Below are 21614 nucleotides of genomic sequence, written 5' to 3'. Positions count from 1 at the left end.
GATGACAAAACCGTATGTGCAATACCATAACTGTAACAATGCCGGGGAACCTGGCCCCGGCATTGTGATCCTTTGCACACTCTTATGCGCGGCGCTTGGTCGCCGAATCCATCCATACCGCCAGCAGCAAAATCGCCCCTTTGACGATGTATTGCCAGAACGTGGGCACATCCATCATGCTCATTCCGTTATCCAGAGAAGCCATGATAAAGGCGCCCATCACCGCTCCGGCAACGCTGCCCACGCCTCCCGCGAGGCTGGTGCCACCAATCACACATGCGGCGATGGCATCAAGCTCAGCAATGTTCCCGGCAGACGGTGAACCGGCCCCCAGACGTGAACTTAGAATCAACCCGGCAATTGCTACCATTAACCCGTTGATAGCGAAAACGGCCAACTTGGTGCGCTCAACATTAATACCAGAAAGTCGTGCCGCTTCGATATTGCCGCCAATCGCATAAATGCGCCGCCCAAATGCAGTGCGGGTCGCCATAAACATGCCAGCCAGCAGTAAGAGCGTGAGGATCAACACCGGTGTTGGCACACCGCGGTAATCATTGAGCAGCCAGATTGCGCCAAGTACGATGACCGCGGTGATAGCCTGCCGCCCGACAACACCTGTCGATGCTGGTGTTGCCAGCCCCAAAGCCTGACGGCGAATACGCATCCGCCATTGCCAGGCAACAAAAGCGACCAGCCCTAAGGTGCCGATACCAAAGCCAATGCCGTCCGGCAGATAACTTTGCCCGATTTGCGACATATCGACACTGGTTGGAGAAACAGTGGTGCCGTTGGTAATGCCAATCAAAACGCCACGAAATGCCAACATGCCGGCGAGCGTGACGATGAACGAAGGGACTTTGCGATAAGCCACCCACCAACCGTTCCACGCCCCCAACACCAGACCAAGCGCCAGTGTCACGACGATAGTCAGTGGTAACGGCCAGCCTAACCAGACATCAAAAATCGCCGCCACACCACCCAGCAAGCCCATCATCGAGCCGACAGAAAGGTCAATTTCCGCAGAGATAATGACGAATACCATGCCGACCGCCAGGATTCCGGTAATGGCTGTCTGGCGCAGTAAGTTGGAAACGTTTCTGGCGCTGAGATAGGCGCCTTCAGTGGTCCAGGTAAAGAACAACATGATCACCACAATCGCGGCAATCATGACAAAAACCTGTAGATTTAGCGCCCGCAACCCCGCAAAAGGTGAAGCTGCTGGTGCCGTGAGTTTCAGTTCAGACGGATTGCTTTTCGACATGCTTTTCGCTCCTCAGTGCAGCTTCCATAACCTGTTCCTGGGTCAAATTGTTATTAATCAGGTCGGCTTTGATTCGCCCCTCGTGCATCACCAGCACTCTGTCACTCAGACCGAGCACTTCCGGCAATTCAGATGAGATAACAATCACCGCAATGCCTTGCTGCACCAGTTGGTTGATCAGTTTGTAGATTTCATATTTCGCACCGATATCAATGCCGCGCGTGGGTTCATCCAGAATCAGGATGCGAGGATTGAGCAGCAGACAGCGCGCCAGAATTGCTTTTTGCTGATTACCACCACTCAGGCGGCCAATAGCCAAATCAGGCGACGAAGTTTTCACTTTTAACCGCTCAATTGATTGCAGGATGCAGTTAAGTTCTGCGGCGTCATCAAGGTGAGTGAGAGCCCCAGAAAACTGATTCAAGGCGGCAAGGGTGATGTTTTGCCCTACCGCCATAATCGGCACGATGCCGTCTCTTTTTCGATCTTCAGGCACCATGGCAATACCGTGGGCAATAGCTTGCTGGCAATTGCTGATAGCGACAGGTTCGTTATCAATGAAAATACGACCTTCAGATTTCCCGGGCCAAACGCCGAACAGGCACTGAACCGCTTCGGTTCGCCCTGCGCCAACCAGCCCCGCTATTCCAAGGATTTCGCCTTTGTGCAGTGAAAATGAAATATCGTTGACGCGTTTGATATGCCGGTTGACGGGATGCCAGGCAGTGAGATGCTCAACGCGAAGAATTTCATCACCGGTCTGATGCGGTTCATTTGGGTAGAGCGCGGTTAACTCACGCCCAACCATCATGGTAATGATGTCTTCTTCCTGCATGAGTGCTGCATCGCGTGTACCAATCGGTTTTCCGTCGCGGATAACGCAAATGGTATCGGAAATCGCTTTAACTTCATTGAGCTTGTGGGAGATATACACACAGGCGATGCCGTGCGCTTGCAGGTCACGAATAATTCCCAGCAGCACCGCCGTTTCTTGCTCTGTTAACGAGGCCGTTGGCTCGTCGAGAATCAGCAATCGCACTTGTTTATTCAGCGCTTTGGCAATTTCGACCAGTTGCTGCTGCCCCAGCCCAAGCGACCCTACGCGGGTATCCGGAGAGATATTTAAGCTCACCTGCGCGAGCAACTTTTGGCAACGAAGGGTCATGCTGTCGTAGTCCAGCACACCATGCCGTGAAATTTCTGCCCCAAGGAAAATATTTTCCAGCACCGTCAAATGCTTAACCAGCGCCAACTCCTGGTGAATGATCGCAATCCCTTTGCGTTCGGTGTCGCGGATATGGCTCGCCTGCAGTTTTTCCCCGGCAAACCAGATTTCACCCTCGTAACTGCCGTAAGGGTAAATACCGCAAAGTACTTTCATCAGCGTGGATTTGCCGGAGCCATTTTCACCACAAAGTGACATCACCTCACCGGAATCTACTGACAGGCTGACACTATCAACCGCCTTCACGACGCCGAAGGTCTTGGTGATATTTTTCATTTCCAGTAAACAAGGCATAGCCCCTCCTTTACCTGGTTACAGGATAGCGCCCGTGGGAAAACACGGGCGCAGCAGGTTATAGCTCGCTCTTTTTGTGGAAACCGTCAGCCACAACGGTGCTGTCGATATTAGCTTTGTCGACTTCGATTGGAGTAAGAAGGCGTGAAGGGACATCTTTAACGCCATTATTCAGCTTGGCATCCGATGCCGGTTGTTTGCCCTCGCCCAGTTCAACGGCAATTTCCGCTGCTGTATTTGCGAGTTGGGTGATTGGCTTATAAACCGTCATGGTCTGCGTACCGGCGATAATACGTTTTACACCGGCTAAATCGGCGTCTTGCCCAGAAATGGCCACTTTGCCCGCCAACCCTTGCGCACTTAACGCCTGGATTGCCCCACCAGCTGTCGCATCATTTGATGCCACAACCGCATCAATTTTATTGTTATTAGCCGTTAGCGCATTTTCCATGATTTTCAATGCGTTTTCAGGCAACCAACCATCAGCCCATTGATCGCCGACGACTTTTATTTTCCCGCTATCAATATATGGTTTTAATACTTTCATCTGCCCTTGACGGAATAACTTCGCATTATTATCAACTGGCGAACCGCCCATCAGGAAATAATTACCAGAAGGTACTTTATTAACAATGCTTTGTGCCTGAAGCTCACCGACTTTTTCATTATCAAATGAAATATAATAATCAATGTCGGCATTATTAATCATGCGATCATAAGCTAATACTTTTATGCCCTCTCTTTTGGCTTCGGCAATCACGTTGCTCAATACCTGGCCGTTATAAGGAATAATGACCAGCACATCCACGCCACGGTTGATCATGTTTTCTATTTGCGACATTTGCGTTTCTTCGTTGCCATTAGCGGACTGTACAAAGACTTTCGCTCCCAAAGATTCGGCTTTCTTAACAAAAATATCGCGGTCTTTTTGCCAGCGTTCCAGGCGTAAATCATCAATTGCCATGCCGATTTTAACTTCTTTGGCGATACTGCAGGCACTGGTTAGAACAAGCGAGGCACACAACGTTAGTAAGAGGTTCTTAATCTTCATTCGCATTTTTTTATACCTGTGTAGGGTGGGATAAATCGGATTAAAAATTATTAACATCTGTTGACCGGTTCGAATTGTTGACTGTGAATACAAATCCAGCAATTACAGATTTTCATCTTCCCATTACGTTTTTTGGTTTAATTTCTAATTTATGATGGCGATCTGCTTTTAATTTAACAAATGCATTCGTTGCTTTATTTATTGGAATAACCATAGAGATACTTCATTCATTATTTTCAACATTTTTTGCGAGGCAGCGCACATTTGAGCATTCTCTTAATCACAGTGTGAAATAACGTAATTGAGCAAACTCCAGGGAAAATACAGGATGGTTACAGAATCGCTTACTTGCTATACCCAAAATAATTCGAGTTGCAGGAAGGCGGCAATCGAATGAATCCCGATGAGCTTACTCAGGTAAGTGATTCGGGTGAGTGAGAGCAGCCAACACCCCTGCATCTTGAAGGACGACGGGTATATTCCCCCTGATTACGGAGTCAATTATGCAAGCCTATTTCGACCAACTTGAACGTGTACGTTTTGAAGGCCCTAAAACCGCTAACCCACTGGCATTTCGTCACTACAATCCAGATGAAATCGTGCTGGGTAAACGTATGGAAGAACACCTGCGCTTTGCCGCTTGTTACTGGCATAACTTCTGCTGGAATGGTGCCGACATGTTTGGTGCCGGTTCTTTTGAACGTCCGTGGCAGCAAGCTGGCGACGCATTAGGCCTGGCAAAATTAAAAGCTGATGTGGCGTTCGAGTTCTTCCACAAGCTGAATGTCCCGTATTACTGCTTCCATGATGTGGACGTTTCGCCAGAAGGCGCATCGCTGAAAGAGTACCTGAATAACTTCGCGAAAATGACCGAAGTGCTGGCGAAAAAGCAGCAAGAAAGCGGCGTGAAATTGCTGTGGGGTACGGCCAACTGCTTTACCAATCCTCGTTATGGCGCAGGTGCTGCGACCAGCCCAGATCCAGAAGTATTCTCCTGGGCGGCAACGCAAGTCGTCACCGCAATGAATGCCACTCACCAGTTGGGCGGCGAAAACTATGTGCTTTGGGGTGGCCGTGAAGGTTACGAATCCCTGCTCAATACCGATTTGCGCCAGGAACGTGAGCAAATTGGCCGCTTCTTGCAGATGGTGGTTGAGCACAAACATAAAATTGGTTTCCGCGGCACGTTGCTTATCGAACCGAAACCGCAGGAGCCAACCAAGCACCAATACGATTACGATGTCGCGACGGTCTACGGTTTCCTGAAGCAGTTCGGTCTGGAAAAAGAGATCAAAGTAAACATTGAAGCGAACCACGCGACACTTGCCGGTCACTCATTCCATCACGAAATTGCCAGCGCCATTGCGTTGGGTATCTTCGGTTCCGTCGATGCCAACCGTGGCGACCCGCAACTGGGCTGGGATACCGACCAGTTCCCGAACAGCGTGGAAGAAAACTCACTGGTGATGTACGAAATTCTCAAAGCAGGTGGTTTCACCACTGGCGGCCTGAACTTTGACGCCAAAGTGCGCCGTCAGAGTACCGATAAGTACGACTTGTTCTATGGTCACATTGGTGCGATGGATGTGATGGCGCTGTCACTGAAAATTGCCGCACGCATGATTGAAGATGGCGAACTGGATAAACGCGTTGCGAAACGTTATGCCGGTTGGAATGGTGAACTTGGTCAGCAAATTCTGAAAGGGCAAATGTCGCTTTCACAAATTGCACAGTACGCTGAACAGCATGACCTGAATCCACAGCATCAAAGTGGGCATCAGGAATTACTGGAAAACCTGGTCAATCATTACCTGTTCGACAGATAAGTTTAAACCGTAGTTGAAATGGTGGGTGACGCTTTGCTTATCCACCCTACGAATTCCCGCGCCACGTTTTACGTGGCGCGTTTGTAAGGAGTCGATATGTACATCGGAATCGATCTCGGCACCTCGGGTGTGAAAGCGATTTTGCTGGATGAGCAAGGCGAAGTGCTGGCTTCAAGGACTGAAACGCTGACCGTGTCACGTCCACATCCGTTATGGTCGGAGCAAGATCCAGAGCACTGGTGGCAAGCAACAGACCGCGCAATGAAAGCGCTCGGCGAGCAGCACTCTCTTAAAGATGTGAAAGCGTTGGGGATTGCTGGGCAGATGCACGGTGCAACACTGCTCGATAGCCAGCAGAACGTGTTGCGCCCGGCAATTTTATGGAATGACGGTCGCAGCGCAGAAGAGTGCGCCTTGCTTGAAGCAAGCGTACCCGATTCCCGCCAAATTACCGGCAACCTGATGATGCCAGGTTTTACCGCACCAAAACTGCTGTGGGTGAAACGCCATGAACCTGAAGTCTTCGCGAAAATAGATAAAGTCCTGCTGCCGAAAGATTACCTGCGTCTGCGTATGAGCGGCGTGTTTGCCAGCGATATGTCTGACGCCGCAGGTACCATGTGGCTGGATGTCACGAAGCGCGACTGGAGCGATAAAATGCTCGACGCGTGCCAGTTGAGTCGCCAGCAAATGCCAGATTTATTCGAAGGCAGCGAGATTACTGGCACATTGAAAGCAGACGTCGCACGTGCGTGGAATATGCCTGCCGTACCGGTGGTTGCAGGCGGTGGCGATAACGCCGCGGGCGCAGTCGGTGTCGGCATGATGGATGCGGGCCAGGCTATGTTATCGTTGGGAACGTCTGGCGTTTACTTTGCGGTAAGTGAAGGATTCCTCAGTAAACCGGAAAGTGCCGTCCACAGCTTCTGCCATGCTCTACCCCATCGCTGGCACCTCATGTCAGTGATGCTCAGCGCCGCATCGTGTCTCGATTGGGCGGCAAAATTAACCGGTATCGAGAGCGTTCCGGCACTGCTGGAAGCCGCCGAAAAAGCCGATGAAGACGCTGGTGAGATCTGGTTTTTACCGTATCTGTCTGGCGAGCGTACGCCGCACAATAATCCACAGGCAAAAGGCGTTTTCTTTGGCCTGACCCATCAGCATGGGCCAGCCGAACTGGCCCGCGCCGTGTTAGAAGGCGTGGGTTATGCGCTGGCGGATGGTATGGACGTGGTGCATTCCTGCGGAGTCACACCGCAAAGTGTCACACTGATTGGCGGTGGGGCGCGCAGCCCGTACTGGCGGCAAATGCTGGCAGATATCAGTGGGCAAACGCTGGATTATCGCACCGGTGGAGATGTCGGCCCAGCGCTGGGTGCAGCACGGCTGGCGCAAATCGCCATGTCGCCAGATAAACCGCTGCAAGCGCTGCTTCCGCAGTTACCGCTTGAGCAACAGCACAAACCAGACATGGCCCGACATGAGCAATATCAGGCACGTAGAAAAGTGTTTAACCAGATTTATCAGCAGTTGTTACCGCTGATGTCGTGACACAAAACATAACGCTCTGGATTTACCAGAGCGTTAAATCACATACTTAAGACAACAGCGTAAACGCAATCATCCCGACAACTGCACCAGTGGTACCAAGAATGGTTTCCATCATGGTCCAGGTTTTCAGGGTTTGCCCTTCTGTCGCGCCGGTAAATTTACCGAAAAGCCAGAAACCGGCATCGTTAACGTGGCTGACGACGATAGAACCCCCAGCAATACAAATCGACAATGCTGCCATTTGTGCGCCGCTGTAGTTGAGCTGTTCGATAACCGGCATCACCAGGCCAACTGCAGTCAGACAAGCTACGGTTGCCGAACCCTGGATGATACGCACCGCTGCCGCCAGCACGAAGCAGGTCAATGCAATTGGCAAGCCCAGGCCAGTCAACGCTTCGCCCAATGCCGGGCCAACACCTGAATCCACCAGCACTTGTTTGAACACGCCGCCCGCACCGATAACCAGCAGGATGATTCCCGCAGGTTGCAGCGCGTGACCACAGATTTCCATGACCTTCTCTTTCGCCATACCCTGGCGGTACGCCAGACCGTAAATCGCCACCAGGCAAGCAACCAGAATCGCCGTGAACGGATGGCCGATAAATTCCAGCCACTGGTACAAGCTGGAACCCTGCTCGACGAAACGCGCAGCGATAGTTTTCATGCCAACTAACACCAGCGGCAGCAGGATCAGCGAAAGACTGAAACCGAACGATGGCAGTTTGCCTTCGCCCAGGTGCGGTTCAGTGATGTCGTCAGGAATATGCAGTTCGACGTATTTGCTGATGAAGTTACCAAACAGCGGCCCGGCAATAATCATACTTGGAATCGCCGCGCACAGACCCAGCAGAATCATCCAGCCAAAATCGGCGTGCATTTGGGAGGCGAGCAGCATTGGCGCAGGCCCAGGCAGCAGAAATGCCGCAGCGGCTGCAACGCCCGCAAACAAAGGAATAACCAGTTTAACAAGGTTAGTGCCGGTGTGGCGCGCCATGGAAAAGGCTACGCTTATCAGCAATACAATAGCGACTTCGAAGAATAGCGGCAGCGCACAAATCAGGCCAGCCAGGCCAATCGCATAGTGCGCGCGACTGTGACCAAAAGACTTCAGCATTTTGACCGCAATCTGGTCTACCGCGCCGGTTTCATGAAGAATCTTGCCAAACATCGCGCCGAGCGCGACGACGATAGCCAGAAAGCCAAGCGTTCCGCCCATCCCTTTTTCCATGGTTGCCGCGATTTTATCGAGCGGCATCCCGGAAAATATCCCTGCCCCAATTGAAACCACCATCAAAGCAACGAAGGCGTGCATTCGCGCCTTCATCACTAAAAACAGCAGCAGCAAAACCGAGCCAACTGCTGTTAAAACAAGCGTTAATGTACTCACTGCGCACTGCCTTTATTAATGACCTCAATGGTGCTCGCCACCACGTTTTCCAGTGACTGGTCGATATTTACCACCAGAACATCCGGCTCATCCGCCTTCGGCTCTTGCAGCGTTTCAAACTGAGTCACCAGCATCTGCGTTTTGAAGAAGTGGCCTTTGCGTGCTTTCAGGCGGTTTTCAATCACTTCAAAATCACCTTTCATGTAGATGAAAGAGAGATTCGGGTTACCTTCACGTAATTGGTCGCGATAGACTTTTTTCAACGCAGAGCAAACGATCAAGGAGACTTTGTTGGTGCGCTGCATAGCGAAAGCTGCATCGTTTAATGCTTGTAGCCACGGCTTGCGATCTTCATCGTTAAGCGGCTCACCGGAAGCCATTTTCGTGATATTGCAGCGTGGATGCAGGAAGTCGCCGTCCAGGAACGCCGCTTTGAGTTGGTGTGCAACTTCGCTTGCAACAGCAGATTTACCGCTGCCAGAAACGCCCATCAGGACGTAGATATGGTGGTCGTGGTTGGTAGTGCTCATCGCGTAGCTCCGACTGGCGCAACAATTTGTCATAAGAAATTGTTACGGGTAACTGTTATCGGTAACATTGTCAGTAGAGCGTTCGCAATAAGCAATAACCATTCGCTTAAAAAGTGAATAAGTGTGAACTATATCAAAAATTATGGCGCTAAATTGAACCACCAGGGGAAAGCGTAAAGCCCAAATCGAGCATTTGTGGCGTCACCGCTTCACCGCGAATTCTCGCCAGTAAACGCTCAGCACCAATGCGCCCCATACGTTCGCGCGGCGTTAACACACTGGCAAGACGGGGTTCCATAACCTGACCAATATCGTGGCCGTGGAAACCGGCAATCGCCATATCTTTTGGAATGCTCAGCCCCTGGCGTTGGCATTCAAATGCCGCGCCAATAGCTAAGTCATCGTTAGTACAGAAGATACTGTCGAGCTGCGGATATTCACGACGCGCCTGGCGGAACAATTCGATACCAGTGGAGTAAGAAGAGGATTGTTCAACCATCACGCTGTACGGCACCAGACCGGCGTCCAGCATCGCTTGCTCGTAGCCTTTTTTCTTGATCACGGTACGTTCATCAAGGCGTGCGCCAAGATACGCAACGTGACGGTGACCACGGGCAATTATCGCGGCAGTCATTTGGCGTGCGGCTTCGAAGTTATCAAACCCCACGGCGATGTCGAGACACGGTGAAATGCTGTCCATCAGTTCCACTACCGGAATACCTGCCACTTCAATCATTTTTAGGGTGCGCGGGGTATGGGTGCGTTCGGTGAGGATCAAGCCGTCGATATTCCAGGAAAGCATTGATTCCAGACGCTCTTCTTCCAGCTCAGGCTTATAGCCGTAGTGAGCGAGCATAGTCTGGTAGCCGTAAGCATCAACCACGTTTTCAATGCCACGCAGCACTTCTGCAAAAACCTGGTTGGTCAGCGAGGGTAATAACACGCCGATAGCGCGGCTTGTGGAATTAGAAAGGATGTCTGGTGCGCGGTTGGGAATGTAGCCAAGTTCATCAAGTACGGCAGCAATTTTTACCTGTAACGTCGCGGAAACCTGGTCAGGGTTACGTAAAAATCGGCTGACCGTCATTTTGGTCACCCCTACGCGGTCTGCAACGTCCTGTAATACCGGTCTTTTCTTTTTCATTATCCTGCTGTACTGGTTGACTATCGACAACGAAGTTTAGCACGGACAAAGCACAACCTTCCCCCTGTTTTGAGGAAGGTTGTGACCGGTAACTATCAGTATTTATTAGACTGGTGGTAAATCAAACAGCAGGACTTCACTTGCTTCATTGGCATGAATCGAAATCGCTTGTTCATCCCACACAGCAATAGCATCACTGGTTTTTGCCTGAGTCCCGTTGATAGACACATCACCTTTGACAACCTGCAGCCAAATGCGGCGATCTGCCGGAATCTGGTAGACAGATTGTTCGTCTTTAGCCAATGCCCAACGCGACAATTCCATATCTTGATTCACCTTCAGGGAACCGTCACGAGCATCTGGAGACAGCACCAGTTGGCGGCCCTGTGGTGCATCAAAACGACGCTGATCGTAACGCGGCGTGATGCCTGTTTTATCCGGGATGATCCAGATTTGGTACAGACGCAGGCGCTCGGTTTTGCTTGGGTTGTACTCCGAGTGAGTAATCCCGGTACCGGCACTCATAATCTGGAATTCCCCCGCTGGAACCTGTTCTTCGTTACCCATGCTGTCGCGATGCGCAACCGCACCTTCCAGTACATAGGTCAGGATTTCCATGTCTTTGTGTGGGTGAGTCCCAAAGCCTTCACCGGCTTCCACGACGTCTTCGTTAATCACACGTAATGCCGAGAAACCCATGAAATTGGCATCGTAATAGTTAGCGAATGAGAAGGTGTGCCAGCTATCCAACCAACCATGATTGGCGTGACCACGTTCTTCAGCTTTTCTTAAAAAGATCATCTTTGTTTCTCCTCAATTCGTTTGATGGGCTAAGTGTGGACCCGAATCGGAAATGATCATAGAGGGTGAAAATTGACGCCTCTGTTCAAAAAAAGTGAACGAGTCAGAGGCGTCAGAGCGGAGCTAAGCGAGGGGCACGACAGAAGGAGAAGGCTGTTCGAAACCGCGCTCAAGGATCTCGAGGTTGGTCAGTGCTTCAATTTCTCTGACGTAATTAGGTTTGCCGTTAACGATGGTTTCATACAGCGCGTCGTACACGCGGCCATAGTCGCCCTGCTCCGGTTTAATCTCTTCGCGCACGGTTTCACCCGCGTCGTTGACGTATTCAAGCACGCCGACGCTGCTGTCTGCTGCAAAGCCCGGCTCACCGGGCATGATGTAAGCCTTGAGGCTGGTTTCTTGCTGGTCGATACCGTATTTAAGGTACGAGCCTTTGGTGCCGTGAACCTGGAATTTCGGATAGTCGATTTTCACCAGGTGGCTGGTTTTAACAATAGCTTTCAGGTCACCGTAAAACAGCTGTGCTTCAAAGGTATCGTCTGGATTAGCCTTATTGCGCACGCTACGAATATCGTAAGCGACGCGTTCCGGGCGGCCAAAAATTGAGATGATCTGGTCCATGGTGTGCACGCCAAGGCCGTAGAAAGCACCATCTGCAAAGGTGCCTGGTGCGGTTGCCGCTTCCGGGCGATACATATCAAAGTGGCTTTCTATTTCAACAATTTTGCCCAACTTGCCACTTTCGATGGCTTTTTTCATCGTCAGGAAACAGGAATCAAAACGGCGATTCTGATAAGGCGTGACGGTCAGTCCTTTCGCTTTAGCCAGTTCAAACAGTTGTTTAGCTTCAGCCAGTGTCGGGGTGAAAGGCTTTTCCACCAGCACATTTTTGCCCGCTTCCAGCGCGCGTTTTGCGTATTCGAAATGGCTGTCCTGATGAGTACATACCACCACCAGTTTGACCTGCGGGTCGTTGAGAATGTCATCAAGCTGGCTGGTGAAATGGATGTGGCTGTATTGCGGTTGCTGCTCAATTTCTGGTTTTTCATGGCGACGGAAAATATGCGCGACGTGAAGTTTATCTTTGCGAACCAGAACGTAAGGCAGGTGGTAGCGGGTAGTGCTTTTGCCAAAACCTATAAAAGCGCAGTGTAGGGTCATTGCTTCGTCCTTTTTGACTTTAAATTGCAATTACCCTACTTCATTCTTTGGTTTTTTGGCACCGTGTTTTTTGGCGGATGACGCTGCGCTTATCCGCCCTACGAAAAGACAAAGTGACAGCTTTGCCCAAATTAGTTGGAACTGTTCATGGATCAGCCGTCGGCGGCGCAGCCAGTTTGTTCACGACCTGCGCGCAGAAACCGGAGCGTACTTAAAGTACGTGAGGATTTCGAGCACAGCTCGGGGACAAAATGGCAAGTAAGCCAGGCTGAAAAAAGAATAAAAAAAAGCCAGCTCAAGGCTGGCTAAAGTAATACTGGAAGCAATGTGAGCAATGTCGTGCTTTCAGGTTATCTCCGTAGGGGTCTCCCCTGAACGCATGGCAATAATAATCATTATCATTCGCACTTGTCTACTAATTTTTAGAAAAACTTAGCAGTTGACGAAAACTAAAAAGTCACTGATGTTTAAGAGGTTACTTAACTATTTGAGGAGAAAAGGAATGAGTGAGATCGTGATACGCCACGCTGAAATCGGTGATGCGGAAGCTCTGCATCAACTTTACTCTCAACCGGCGCCGCAACGCGACACGCTACATATTCCTCATTCTCCGCAAGCGCAGTGGCTGGAACGGTTGAAGGAACCAAAACCTGGCAGCCGTAATCTGGTCGCATGTATTGATAGAAAAGTGGTTGGTCAACTGACGCTTGCGATAGAACCCTCACCGCGCCGCAGCCACGTCGCAAACTTTGGCATAGGCGTGGACAGCAATTTTCATGGCAGAGGCGTCGCCAGCGCGTTGATGGCAGCAATGACAGACCTGTGTGATAACTGGCTGCGCGTCGAGCGTATCGAGTTGACGGTGTTTGTTGATAACGCACCTGCCCTGGCGGTCTATCGTAAATTCGGCTTTGAGATAGAAGGCACAGGCAAAAATTTCGCGCTGCGTGACGGGCAGTATGTGGATGCGTATTTTATGGCGCGATGTAAGCCTGAATAAATCGCCCTCACCCTAACCCTCTCCCTCAGGAGAGGGGACTCGACGGCTTTCTCCCTCTCCTTTGGGAGAGGGCCGGGGTGAGGGGCAAACTTAATATCCGGCAGTCAAATCATCCACCGAACGCGGGTCAGAAGCACCGTATAACGCACCATCTGGCCCTACCATAATGCTCTGCGTACTGCCCATCGCTTCTTTCACCTTCACGTTCTGCCCTTTATCTTTCAGCAATTTGACTGTATCCGGGCTAAAACCTTTTTCGACTCGTAGCTCATCAGGCAGCCACTGGTGATGGAAGCGCGGCGCGTTGGTGGCTTCGGCAACGTTCATTCCGTAATCGATGGTGTTCATCACCATTTGCAGCACAGTGGTGATGATACGGCTACCGCCAGGGCTGCCGGTTACCAGCCAGGTTTTGCCATCTTTCACCACGATTGTCGGCGACATCGACGACAGCGGGCGTTTATGTGGCCCAACGGCGTTGGCATCGCCACCCACCAGCCCGTAGACATTCGGCACACCAGGTTTTGCAGAGAAATCATCCATTTGGTTGTTCATCAGGATGCCGGTGTTACCTGCCACAATGCCCGTACCGAACACGGTATTGAGCGTATAAGTCACCGCTACAGCGTTGCCGTCTTTATCCACCACCGAGAAATGCGTGGTCTGGTTGCTTTCATATGGCGCGAGTTTGCCGGGTTTAATTTCGCTCGATGGACGTGCTTTGTTGATGTCTATCTGCTCAGCCAGCGATTTGGCGTAGGCTTTGTTGGTCAGCGCCTGCCACGGTACTTTCACAAAGTCAGGGTCGCCGAGATATTCCGAACGATCGGCATAGGCATATTTTTCCGCTTCAGCCGTTAATTGCATCGCATCAGCGCTACCAAAACCGTATTTGGCGAGATCGAAGTTTTCCAGAATATTGAGGATTTCCACAATGTGGATGCCGCCTGAAGACGGTGGTGGCATGGAGAAAATCTGGTAGCCACGGTAATCACCGCTAATCGGCGCACGTTCTACGGCTTTGTAATTCGCCAGATCAACCTTGCTAATCAACCCACCATTCTTTGCCATTTCTTCGGCAATCTGGTCAGCAATTGCGCCTTTATAGAACGCCTCCGGGCCATTTTCAGCAATCATTTCCAGGCTTTTGGCGAGGTTGGTTTGCACCAGTTTATCGCCCTTTTGCAGCGGTTCGCCGTCAGCCTTCCAGAAAATAGCTTTGCTGTTTGGATGATTCGGGAGAACTTCTGCACCATAAACTTTCAGGTCTTCAGCCAGTGCATCGTTCACCGTGAAACCGTCCTGTGCCAGTTTGATTGCAGGCTGGATAACTTTGTTCAGCGGCAGTGTGCCGTATTTTTCCAGCGCCAGAGCGAAGCCCGCCACGGTGCCAGGCGTGCCTGATGCAAGATGTGAGGTAAGAGATTTTTTGCTGTCTGCATTGCCTTGCGCATCGAGGAACATGTCACGCGATGCTTTTTCTGGTGCCATTTCACGGAAATCAATGGCGGTGGTTTTACCATCTTTGGTGCGCAGCATCATAAAGCCACCGCCGCCGATGTTCCCCGCCTGCGGGTGGGTTACCGCCAGCGCAAAACCGACTGCAACAGCGGCATCGACCGCATTCCCGCCCTGCTTGAGAATCTCGACACCGACTTGTGTGGCCAGCGAATCCTGCGAGGCAACCATGCCATTTTCAGCACGTACTGGATGGAAGACATCGGCTTCGACGCCGTAAGATACAGGAGCCGCAACCGGAGGCGGTGCGGCACTAACAGAAAGGCACAGTCCTATCATTAGCGCAGGAATGGTCATCCAACGCAGAATTTCCAGACGAATATTTTTCCACTGCTTCATCGTTATGTTCTCCATGTTTGGGGAATCCCACGATAAGCCTGGCCCAAAATTGGAAACCCGCCTGGCTAAAAATCCTAAATAATCATCGTAGTGTCAGAAAACGATTAAACTTAGTAGATCCCCCAAATGGAGGAAGTGACGATGAAAAAAATACTTATGCTGGCAGCTTTGCTGCCATTGACCTGTTTGGCACAGCCGATTAATACCCTGAATAATCCCAATCAACAGGGTTATCAGATCCCGAGTCAGCAACGGATGCAGCAACAAATGCAAACCCAGCAGATACAACAAAAAGGGATGTTAAATCAGCAGTTACAAACGCAAACCCGCGTGCAGCAACAGCATCTGGAATCGCAGATAAATAACAATTCGCAGGGCGTCTTTAAATCGACAACAACGCCTGCGAATGAGCTGGATGTCGGGACACAACAAGTGTTGCCAAATACCAATGGTGGCATGTTAAACAGTAGCGCGACCAGCAGCGGGCAACAGCATATGCTGCAACCGACGACCAATGGCAGCATGTTGAATCCTGGGACTCATTAAGCCCCGACGTAAGGAAAATGGTGGATGACGCTCACGCTTACCCCCCCTTACCGTAGGTCGGATAAGCTTGCGTCATCCGACATGGACCTGGCATTTAGTACGTAAAATCTGCACCAATTTGGTCGATACAGTCGGTACAGATGATATCCACACCCCAGCGCAGCAGCGTAGCTGCTCGTTGGGGATTATTCACCGTATAAACCAGAATATGTAATCCCGCCGCTTTCAGCTCCTGCACACGCGCTTCATCGAGCAATTTATGATTCAAGTGAATGGCAACACAACCCAGACGGGCGGTCAGTTCACGCCAGTCATCGCGCCATTCGTCGAGTAACAACCCACGCGGTAATTCAGGCACGGCAAATTGTGCGGCTTCCAGCGCTTCGATAGAAAACGAAGACAGCAATGGCGCGGTTTGCCCTTGCCATAATTCAAGTGCTGCCAGCGCGATCGTTTTTCCGGTTAGCGCATCAGTACCGGTGGTCGGTTTGATTTCAATATTCGCCATCATGCCATGTTGCTTACACCGCGCGGCAACTTGAGAAAGCAGCGGCAATGGTTCGCCTTTAAACTCACCGCTATACCAACTTCCGGCATCGACATTCAGCAGTTTATCCCAGGGTAAATCGCCCGCGATGCCCCAGCCGTTACTGGTGCGTTCCAGAGTGTCGTCATGCAGCAGGAAAATGTGCCCATCCTGTGAAAGCTTGGCGTCGAACTCAATCATGGTGTGCCCGTAACGCGCACCGACATCAATCGCTGCCAGCGTATTTTCCGGTGCCAGTTTGCCACCGCCACGATGGGCCGCGACTTTCGGGTATGGCCAGTTGCTCATAAACGTTGTCCATTATCTTTAGCAAAGAAATGTAGATGATTTTCAGGCAGATGTAGCCACAGCGTACTACCGGGTTGTGGGCGTTCCTGATGCGTCAGGCGCACCACCATTTTTTGCTCGCCCCAGCGCCCGTGCACCAAATTATCAGCGCCGAGCATCTCCAGCGTATCCACCAAAAAGGGCACGCCGCCTGCGGATTGTGAGCTTAGCGCAATATGTTCCGGGCGGATACCCAGCGTCACCGCAAGCCCCTGAAGCCCATTCGGCGCATTGCCTAATGGCAACGCCATGCCGCTTGCCAGCTCAAAACGCGTGCCGTCAGCACTGATTTTACCTTCCAGCAGGTTCATGGCGGGCGAGCCGATAAAACTCGCCACAAAGCGGCTGGCCGGGCGTTCGTAGACTTCAACAGGCGTGCCGATTTGTTCGGCGACGCCTTTGTTCATCACCATCACGCGCTGCGCCAGCGTCATCGCTTCGACCTGGTCGTGCGTCACGTACAAACTGGTAGTTTTCAGGCGGCGGTGCAGCTGTTGTAGTTCGAGGCGCATTTGTACGCGCAGTTTGGCATCCAGGTTGGATAACGGTTCATCGAAGAGGAAAACCGCCGGGTCGCGCACAATGGCGCGCCCCATTGCCACACGCTGGCGTTGGCCGCCGGAAAGTTCGCGTGGGCGGCGTTTCAACAAGCCATCGAGTTCAAGAATACGCGCCGCTTCCACCACTTTCTGCTGAATATGCGCTTTGCCCATACCGCGGATTTTCAGCCCCCACGCCATGTTTTCTTCCACACTCATATGCGGATAAAGCGCGTAGTTCTGGAACACCATCGCGATGCCACGCTCTTTCGGTTCCATTTCGGTGACGCGCTGGCGGTCAATCCAAATATCGCCGCTGGTGACGCGCTCAAGCCCGGCAACCATGCGCAGCAGCGTCGATTTACCGCAGCCCGACGGCCCCACCATCACGATAAATTCACCGTCTGCGACATCCAGCGTCAGCGGCTCAATGACCTGAGTTTTGTTGTCCCAACTTTTGCTCACTGCCTGTAGTTTTAGTCCTGCCATGGGTTACTTCTCACTATCAACAAGGCCACGCACGAACGCTCGTTGCATGGCTAAAACGATAATTACCGGCGGAATCAGCGTCAGCAGCATCGCCGCCATCACCTGGTTCCACTGGGTGGAGCCTTCACCGGAAGACATCATGCCTTTAATACCCGCCACGGCGGTGCCAAGGTTGACGTCGCTAATAATCAGCAGCGGCCAGAGATACTGGTTCCAGCCGTAGATAAAGGTGATGACAAAGAGTGCTGCGAGATTAGTTTTTGAGAGCGGCAAAACGATGTCACGGAAGAAGCGCATCGGCGATGCGCCGTCGATACGTGCCGCTTCCATTAACTCGTCGGGAAGCGTCATAAAGAACTGGCGGAACAAAAAAGTAGCGGTTGCCGAAGCCATTAACGGCAGCGTCAGGCCGGTGTAGCTGTCGAGCATTTTGAGGTTTGCGATAACTTCTACCGTCGGGAAAATACGCACTTCAACCGGCAGCATCAGGGTGATAAAAATCATCCAGAAGAACAGGTTACGGAACGGGAAGCGGAACCAGACAATCGCAAAGGCTGAAAGCATTGAGACAGTGATTTTGCCAATGGTGATGACCATCGCCATGACAAAACTGTTTAGCAGCATCAGGCCGAACGGCGCACTGTTGGCACCGACGCCGTGCGTCCAGATATAAGACATGTTTTCCAGCAGATGCGTGCCTGGAATCAGCGTCATCGGCGTCTGGAAGACGGCTTCGTTATCCAGTGTCGCCGCGACAAACGCGACATACAGTGGGAACAAAATCACGATAATGCCCAGAATCAGCATCGTGTGGCTGAAAATCGTCAGCCCGCGGCGGTTCTCAATCATTGGTAGCGCACCTTACGTTCCACGAAGCGGAACTGAATCACGGTCAGGATGATGACTAAGAACATCAACACCACGGATTGCGCCGCCGACGCGGAAAGATCGAGTCCGGCAAAACCTTCGCGATAAATTTTGTAGATAAGCGTGGTCGTCGCTTGTACTGGTCCACCGCCGGTCGCGGCGTCGATAACCGGAAAGGTATCGAAAAAGGCGTACACCAGATTAACCACCAGCAGGAAGAAACTCACCGGCGCAATCAGCGGTAACGACAGCTTGAAGAAGCGCCGTACCGGGCCTGCCCCGTCAATAGAAGCAGCTTCAATCAACGAACGCGGAATCGACTGTAACGCCGCAAAGAAGAACAGGAAGTTGTAGCTGATTTGCTTCCACACCGAGGCAAACACCACAAGGAACATCGCCTGGCCGCTGTTTTGTGCGTGGTTCCAGTGGTAACCAAACTGCTCAAGCACGTGAGTTAGCAGGCCGCGCCCGGGGTTAAACAGGAAAATCCACAGTACGGCAGCAATCGCCGGAGCCACCGCATACGGCAGCAGCATTAACGTTTGGTAAATTCGGCTGCCACGAATGACGTAATCCGTGAGCGCGGCGAAAAACAGCGACACCAGCAAACCGCTACCAGCGACTAATCCACTGAAAATTAAGGTGGTATAGAAAGAGTCGAGATAGTAGCTGTCATGGAAGAGTTGTTTGAAATTTTCCAGGCCAACAAACGTGCTTGAAAGTCCAAACGGATCGACATTTTGCAGTGAATACCACAACGCTTCGCCCGCAGGCCAAATAAAAAAGATAATGGTGATAAGCAGTTGCGGCAGCACTAGCGCATACGGCAACCAGCCGGAACGGAACACCGGACGAGAAGATGACATAAGTAATTCTTTTCCTGAACAATGTCGGGTGACGGCTTTGCCTTACCCGACCTACAAACAGCCATTCGTAGGTCGGATAAGCGAAGCGTCATCCGACACTGAAAAACTTAAGACTTAGTCGATTGCTCGAAACGGCGCAGCAACTGATTACCACGCTCAACCGCGCTATCTAATGCTTGCTGAGGGGTTTTCTTGCCGGTCCATACCGATTCCAGCTCTTCATCCACAACGGCACGAATCTGCGGCATGTTGCCCAGACGCAAGCCTTTAGTGAACGGCAATGGCGGCTTGTTCAGCATCTGGCGCGTGGCGATATCAGCACCTGGGTTTTTCTCGTAAAAGCCTTGTTCACGCGTCAGGTCGTAAGCAGCTTTAGTGATAGGTAAGTAACCGGTTTTCTGGTGCCATTCAGCCGCAATTTCTGGTTGAGTGAGGAACTGCATAAACTCGGCAACACCTTTGTAAGTCGCGGGGTCTTTACCCTGCATCACCCACAAACTTGCCCCGCCGATAATGGCGTTTTGCGGCGCGTTCGGAATAGTAGAGTCATAAGGCATCATGCCCACGCCGTAGTTGAATTTGGCGTATTGACGGATATCAGCCAGCGAGCCAGAAGACGCGGTGGTGATGGCGCAATCCCCGCTGTAGAACTTTTCGGTAGATTCATCTTTGCGGCCAAAGTAGCTGAAATCGCCCTTCTTGTTCAGCTCTTCCAGCATCGCAATGTGTTTCACTTGCTCGGGTTTGTTGAATTCCAGAACCGCATCGGTGCCATCAAAACCGTTGTTTTTGGTGGCAACCGGCAGGCCGTTCCAGGCGCTGAAGTTTTCGATTTGAATCCAGCCTTGCCAGCCACTGGCATAACCGCATTTCATGCCTGCCGCTTTAAGTTTGGCGGTGTACTCGGCCAGGTCTTGCCAGGTTTTTGGCGGCTGATCCGGGTTCAGGCCAGCTTTCTTAAAGGCGTCTTTGTTGTAATACAGAACTGGCGTGGAGCTGTTAAATGGTTGGGAGAGCAGACGCCCGGTTTTTGAATCGGTGTAGTAACCGGAAACCGTTGGCACAAACTGAGATTCGTCGAACTTAATGCCTGCATCGCTAAAAACTTCATATACCGGCTTGATGGCTTTCGAGGCCATCATGGTCGCCGTACCCACTTCATAAACCTGCAAAATGGCTGGCGCATTGCCCGAACGGAAAGCCGCAATCCCTGCCGCCAGGTTTTGTTCGTAATTACCTTTATACACCGGGACAATTTTGTAATCAGGGTGCGTCTGGTTGAAGCGTTGAGCCAGTGAATCGACTTCTTTGCCCAGTTCACCTTCCATTGAATGCCAGAACGGAATGGAGGTGGCGGCGATAGCGCTGCTGCTAAGTACGCATCCAAGCGCAAGGCAAAGTGTTGTGAGTCGTAACGATGCAGTCATGTGTATATCCCTGGAGGTTGTCATTAGGTCACTGCGCGAAAATACGCGTTTTTGTTCGCATCAAAACATGACATGCGCGAATGACAGAAAAATAACCGTGGGGTGACAGAATTGTTACAGTGAGGTGAAAGGAAAGTGGTGATCGGAGTATTGTCATAAAAAAGGAGCCAAACGGCTCCTTGTTGATTAAGCGATAATTTAGCCGCCGAGGTAGGCGCTACGCACCGCTTCGTTAGCCAGCAGCGCGTCGCCGGTGTCTTCCAGTACCACGTGGCCGTTTTCCAGCACGTAGCCACGGTCAGCGAGTTTCAGCGCCTGGTTGGCGTTCTGCTCGACGAGGAAGATGGTCATGCCTTCGCTGCGCAGCTGCTCGATGGTATCGAAAATCTGCTGAATGATGATTGGCGCGAGGCCAAGCGACGGCTCGTCCAGCAGCAGTAAGCGCGGTTGGCTCATCAGCGCACGGCCAATCGCCAGCATTTGCTGTTCACCGCCGGACATGGTTCCCGCACGTTGAATACGGCGTTCCAGCAGGCGCGGGAACAGTTCGTATACGCGTTGGATGCGTTCATGATACTGGTCGCGTTCCGCGAAGAAGCCGCCCATCGCCAGGTTTTCTTCCACCGTCATACGTGAAAACACACGGCGGCCTTCCGGCACAATCGCCACCGCTTCACGCATGATGCGAGCGGTGTGCCAGTCGGTGATGTCTTTGCCATCAAAGGTAATCTTGCCGCTGGATGCGCGCGGGTCACCGCACAGTGTACCCAACAGCGTGGTTTTGCCCGCACCGTTCGCACCAATCAGAGTGACGATTTCGCCCTGTTTAATATGCAGACTGACCCCGTGAAGCGCCTGGATTTTTCCGTAATGGGCGCTCACCTGGTTAAATGACAACATGATATTTTCCATCTT

General features: G+C 51.6%; 19 protein-coding genes. 4 read left to right on the top strand and 15 right to left on the bottom strand.

The window, feature by feature from the left end; all coding sequences use genetic code 11:
- Positions 1 to 82 precede the first annotated feature (82 nt).
- From xylH to xylF, 3 genes are read right to left on the bottom strand one after another with little or no spacing between them, the layout of a single operon-like run.
- Positions 83 to 1264: a xylose ABC transporter permease XylH gene (gene xylH / locus D8682_RS16325; protein WP_064542398.1), complete on the bottom strand. Its 1182-nt coding sequence runs from the start codon at positions 1262 to 1264 to the stop codon at positions 83 to 85.
- Entirely contained in the window at positions 1242 to 2783 is a 1542-nt protein-coding gene (locus D8682_RS16320; RefSeq protein WP_064542395.1) for a xylose ABC transporter ATP-binding protein, read from the bottom strand. Before D8682_RS16320 ends, xylH begins: the two co-directional genes overlap by 23 nt.
- 58 nt (positions 2784 to 2841) lie before the next feature.
- The gene (gene xylF / locus D8682_RS16315) at positions 2842 to 3834 is read right to left on the bottom strand and encodes a D-xylose ABC transporter substrate-binding protein (protein WP_121815719.1); all 993 of its coding nucleotides are present in this window, start codon (positions 3832 to 3834) and stop codon (positions 2842 to 2844) included.
- 503 nt (positions 3835 to 4337) lie between these two features.
- Here xylF and xylA point away from each other — a divergent pair.
- Both xylA and xylB read left to right on the top strand, forming a co-directional pair.
- Positions 4338 to 5660 (top strand): xylose isomerase, encoded by a 1323-nt coding sequence (gene xylA, locus D8682_RS16310; RefSeq protein ID WP_064542392.1) that lies wholly within the window; start codon positions 4338 to 4340, stop codon positions 5658 to 5660.
- Between the two features lie 96 nt (positions 5661 to 5756).
- On the top strand, positions 5757 to 7211 hold the full coding sequence (gene xylB / locus D8682_RS16305; protein ID WP_121814699.1) for a xylulokinase: 1455 nt from the start codon (positions 5757 to 5759) through the stop codon (positions 7209 to 7211).
- 46 nt (positions 7212 to 7257) lie between these two features.
- On the opposite strand, the gene gntU is transcribed toward xylB, so the two are convergent.
- From gntU to D8682_RS16280, 5 genes are all read right to left on the bottom strand, one after another.
- Positions 7258 to 8598, bottom strand: coding sequence for a gluconate transporter (gene gntU / locus D8682_RS16300; RefSeq protein WP_121814698.1), 1341 nt, complete (start codon positions 8596 to 8598; stop codon positions 7258 to 7260).
- Positions 8595 to 9128, bottom strand: a complete 534-nt coding sequence (gntK, locus tag D8682_RS16295) for a gluconokinase (RefSeq protein WP_064542383.1) — start codon at positions 9126 to 9128, stop codon at positions 8595 to 8597. The genes gntU and gntK overlap by 4 nt, the downstream gene beginning before the upstream one ends.
- 148 nt (positions 9129 to 9276) lie before the next feature.
- On the bottom strand, positions 9277 to 10272 hold the full coding sequence (gene gntR, locus D8682_RS16290; protein ID WP_064542379.1) for a gluconate operon transcriptional repressor GntR: 996 nt from the start codon (positions 10270 to 10272) through the stop codon (positions 9277 to 9279).
- Between the two features lie 105 nt (positions 10273 to 10377).
- Positions 10378 to 11073, bottom strand: coding sequence for a pirin family protein (locus D8682_RS16285; RefSeq protein WP_064542376.1), 696 nt, complete (start codon positions 11071 to 11073; stop codon positions 10378 to 10380).
- Between the two features lie 123 nt (positions 11074 to 11196).
- Complete coding sequence (locus tag D8682_RS16280) at positions 11197 to 12234, bottom strand: oxidoreductase (protein WP_121814697.1); 1038 nt, start codon at positions 12232 to 12234, stop codon at positions 11197 to 11199.
- Between the two features lie 502 nt (positions 12235 to 12736).
- Here D8682_RS16280 and yhhY point away from each other — a divergent pair.
- A complete protein-coding gene (gene yhhY, locus D8682_RS16275) occupies positions 12737 to 13234 on the top strand; it encodes an N-acetyltransferase (RefSeq protein WP_064542371.1) in 498 nt (165 codons plus the stop codon).
- Between the two features lie 90 nt (positions 13235 to 13324).
- Here yhhY and ggt read toward each other — a convergent pair whose 3' ends face one another.
- Positions 13325 to 15091 carry a gamma-glutamyltransferase gene (gene ggt, locus D8682_RS16270; protein WP_121814696.1) on the bottom strand — a complete coding sequence of 589 codons (1767 nt, stop codon included), beginning with the start codon at positions 15089 to 15091 and terminating at the stop codon, positions 13325 to 13327.
- A 141-nt stretch (positions 15092 to 15232) separates the two neighbouring features.
- Between ggt and D8682_RS16265 the strand changes: the two genes are divergently transcribed.
- Positions 15233 to 15637 carry a DUF2756 family protein gene (locus D8682_RS16265; protein ID WP_064542365.1) on the top strand — a complete coding sequence of 135 codons (405 nt, stop codon included), beginning with the start codon at positions 15233 to 15235 and terminating at the stop codon, positions 15635 to 15637.
- A gap of 94 nt (positions 15638 to 15731) precedes the next feature.
- Here the strand turns inward: D8682_RS16265 and ugpQ are convergent, their stop codons facing one another.
- The 6 genes from ugpQ to livF all read right to left on the bottom strand — a co-directional run bounded on the left by ugpQ (position 15732) and on the right by livF (position 21611).
- Positions 15732 to 16472: a glycerophosphodiester phosphodiesterase gene (gene ugpQ, locus D8682_RS16260; RefSeq protein WP_064542362.1), complete on the bottom strand. Its 741-nt coding sequence runs from the start codon at positions 16470 to 16472 to the stop codon at positions 15732 to 15734.
- The gene (locus tag D8682_RS16255) at positions 16469 to 17539 is read right to left on the bottom strand and encodes a sn-glycerol-3-phosphate import ATP-binding protein UgpC (protein WP_121814695.1); all 1071 of its coding nucleotides are present in this window, start codon (positions 17537 to 17539) and stop codon (positions 16469 to 16471) included. Before D8682_RS16255 ends, ugpQ begins: the two co-directional genes overlap by 4 nt.
- Before the next feature lie 3 nt (positions 17540 to 17542).
- Positions 17543 to 18388, bottom strand: coding sequence for a sn-glycerol-3-phosphate ABC transporter permease UgpE (gene ugpE / locus D8682_RS16250; RefSeq protein WP_064542356.1), 846 nt, complete (start codon positions 18386 to 18388; stop codon positions 17543 to 17545).
- Positions 18385 to 19272, bottom strand: a complete 888-nt coding sequence (ugpA, locus tag D8682_RS16245; protein ID WP_121814694.1) for a sn-glycerol-3-phosphate ABC transporter permease UgpA — start codon at positions 19270 to 19272, stop codon at positions 18385 to 18387. The genes ugpE and ugpA overlap by 4 nt, the downstream gene beginning before the upstream one ends.
- Before the next feature lie 107 nt (positions 19273 to 19379).
- On the bottom strand, positions 19380 to 20699 hold the full coding sequence (gene ugpB, locus D8682_RS16240; protein ID WP_064542351.1) for a sn-glycerol-3-phosphate ABC transporter substrate-binding protein UgpB: 1320 nt from the start codon (positions 20697 to 20699) through the stop codon (positions 19380 to 19382).
- 198 nt (positions 20700 to 20897) lie between these two features.
- A complete protein-coding gene (gene livF, locus D8682_RS16235; RefSeq protein WP_064542553.1) occupies positions 20898 to 21611 on the bottom strand; it encodes a high-affinity branched-chain amino acid ABC transporter ATP-binding protein LivF in 714 nt (237 codons plus the stop codon).
- Positions 21612 to 21614 lie beyond the last annotated feature (3 nt).

Origin of the sequence: Buttiauxella sp. 3AFRM03 (genome assembly GCF_003675305.1) — a bacterium.
Classification (GTDB): domain Bacteria; phylum Pseudomonadota; class Gammaproteobacteria; order Enterobacterales; family Enterobacteriaceae; genus Buttiauxella; species Buttiauxella ferragutiae.
Note: the sequence above shows the minus strand (reverse complement) of the source record. Positions and strands in the feature narration are given on the sequence as shown.